This window comes from Shewanella sp. SG41-4 (genome assembly GCF_014164505.1).
Classification (GTDB): Bacteria; Pseudomonadota; Gammaproteobacteria; order Enterobacterales; family Shewanellaceae; genus Shewanella.
This window is the reverse complement of record NZ_JACJFI010000398.1, coordinates 1-2724: the sequence shown is the minus strand read 5'-3', so window position 1 is coordinate 2724 and position 2724 is coordinate 1. Positions and strand designations below refer to the sequence as shown.

4 protein-coding genes are annotated in these 2724 nt (G+C 40.1%); all 4 read right to left on the bottom strand.

Going from position 1 to position 2724, the window contains the following annotated elements:
• On the bottom strand, positions 1–238 hold a 238-nt coding region (gene tusC, locus H5202_RS20170; protein ID WP_182773636.1), incomplete at its 3' end, for a sulfurtransferase complex subunit TusC.
• 19 nt (positions 239–257) lie between these two features.
• Entirely contained in the window at positions 258–647 is a 390-nt protein-coding gene (tusD, locus tag H5202_RS20165) for a sulfurtransferase complex subunit TusD (RefSeq protein WP_182773635.1), read from the bottom strand.
• Positions 648–712: 65 nt separating this feature from the next.
• Positions 713–1372 carry a Bax inhibitor-1/YccA family protein gene (locus H5202_RS20160; protein WP_182773634.1) on the bottom strand — a complete coding sequence of 220 codons (660 nt, stop codon included), beginning with the start codon at positions 1370–1372 and terminating at the stop codon, positions 713–715.
• A 216-nt stretch (positions 1373–1588) separates the two neighbouring features.
• The gene (punR, locus tag H5202_RS20155; protein ID WP_059746694.1) at positions 1589–2491 is read right to left on the bottom strand and encodes a DNA-binding transcriptional activator PunR; all 903 of its coding nucleotides are present in this window, start codon (positions 2489–2491) and stop codon (positions 1589–1591) included.
• Positions 2492–2724 lie beyond the last annotated feature (233 nt).

Genomic DNA, 2724 nt, shown 5'->3' with positions numbered 1-2724 from the left:
CACAAACCAACACGGTGTCAATATCGTAAAGAGATAGCGCTTTAAACGCCGACACATAATCTTTAGATCCTGCTTGCTCAGGTGTTTGGCCTGCCAATAAATGTAATACCGCTTCATTGGTAAATATAATACTCACTTGTTGTTCAAAGCTGGCACTGAGCATGGCAAAATCCAGCCCTTCACGGGTACTTGTAGTGCCCAATGGTGCATGCCTAAACATAATTGCCAGTGATTTCATTGTCTTTTCCACTAATACGTTAAAAGCTAATCAACCTGTCAGCTTGTTCAATACCGACCACTAATTCACCCAAACCGCCCATGGTAAATACCTCACTGCTATTCCATTGTGGTTTACCGTTTTCGGTAGCATCTTGTTGTGACAACACACCACGACGCAGCGCAGCAGAAACACAATTGGTTAGTGGTATTGCATGTTGTGATGACAATGATTGCCAATTGGAATGCATATCAATTTCGTCAGATGCCGGACAGGTAAGGGCATTACTGTTGGTTACGCCATCTTGATAGAAAAAGACATTGATAATTTGATGGCCATTAGCTAATGCGCTTTGGCAAAATGATAACGCGCGAAAACTGGCTGTAGAGCCATAAACGCTGCCGTTTACTTGAATGATGAATTTGCTCATTATAAAAAAAATGACCCTAATGTAGGGTCATTTTAACGTAATTCGCTGATGAACTCTATCGACGATTAGTCGTCGCTGCCAATACCCATTAAATGTAGTAGGCTTATGAACAAGTTCAAAAAATTTAAGTACAATGAAATAGTCGCACGAACGTAGTTTGTTTCGCCGCCATTCACGATACGACTAGTGTCATATAGAATGAAACCAGTCATTAGCAACGCAATACCTGCATTCATTGCCATAAATAATATTGAGCTACCGACGAATATGTTAATGACCATAGCACCGATCATCACTAATAAGCCCGCAAATAAGAAGCCGCCCATAAATGAGAAGTCTTTCTTAGTGGTTAACGCATACGCTGAAAGCGACACGAAAATGATAGAGGTTAACCCTAACGCCTGCATAATTAAGCCAGGGCCATTTGCCATACCAGCATAATGGTTAAGAATGTAACCAAGCGACGCGCCTTGCATACCCGTAAAGGCAAACACCCAAAATATAGCTGCTGCACTGTCTGCTTTTTTAAGGGTCACGAATAATAACACTAAGCTACCAAGCGATAAGCCTAATGACATCATCGGCCCAAGGTTGATTGCCATGGCTAAACCTGCAGTTACTGCAGAAAATGCCAATGTCATTGCTAGCAGCATATAAGTGTTTTTTAGCATTTTGTTGACATCAGTAGTCGATAGACTAGGTGATATAACTGATTGTTGATTCATTATCGTCTCCAGGTGTTAACTCAATGATTTGCTCAACGAGAAAAATATCTTTCACAAAAAAATATTTCACTCTGAAGCTAAATCTTTTGTATAGCGTAAACAATGTACATTAAACAAAAATTAATTCATAACAAACATCATCTTAATAGTCGCTAATTTAACATAAACGTTTGTATAAGTAATGTTATTAACAAAAACTTATTTTGCAAAAGTGGCTTAGCTAAGCCACTCTTTTTTTAGTTTCTCGGTGTCGCCGAGGTGATCTAACACCCACTGCATAGCAGGCGTCATATTGGCATTATTCCAAGCTAAACAGCAGGCTGTGTCTTGCTTTGGGGTGGCGAGTTGTTTTTCTATTAGCGCGCCAGCTTTAATAAAAATATCAGCCAAATGATATGGCATGTAACCCACGCCTAAGCCTTCTCTAAAACAATTTATTGCTCTTATCCAATCAGGTACCACAATTCTACGCTGATTATTTAACAACCAATTTGGTCTGTGGGCAATATTATGAGCTGTATCTTGCAAGCAAATTGACGGATATTGTAATAATTCATCGTCTGTTAACGCATGTTCAGCTTTAGCTAACGGATGATTTTTACCGACTAAAAAAGACCACTGAATCATTCCCATATCGCGTGACTTAAAAGTGCCACCCACAGGAATACTTGAGGTTGCTCCTATAGCGATATCGCTTTTGCCCGTCGACAATGCTTCCCACACGCCATTATAAACTTCTAAGCGAATAATCAATTCAATATCAGTAAAGTGGCGATAAAAATCAGCAATTAAACCACTGATTTTGTCCGCACGAACCATATTGTCAATCGCAATAGATAAAGACGGGCGCCAACCGTTAGCCACTTTCTGGGTATCTCGTTTAATGTTATTAAGCTTGGTCATTATCTCGCGCGACTGCGCCACAAAATGCTCACCCGCTGGCGTCAAACTAACACTGCGATGGTGACGCTCAAATAATATCACCCCTAAGTCATCTTCAATCTGTTTAATGGCATAACTCACCGCAGACGGTACTTTATTCAATTTATTGGCTGCTGCGGTAAAACTGCCCACACGGGCAACAATATCTATCATTTCGAATGCTTGTTCTGAAAGCATCTCGCTATCCTTGGCATTGGCAAAATTACTTGCAGTAAAGGTAAACATTAAGCCTAATCAAATCAAGCAAAGTCGCCGCTATCGGCTGTTTAATCACATTTTAAATGACAAACATGGTCAGCTTAAGTTGATTAGTGAGCTTCTACCGTGCTTAGCTCGTTTAAGAACACTCATGCTGCATACTGTGTTCATCTTCAGTATAGAGGTTTATCTGTTATTGAATAATCCATCCC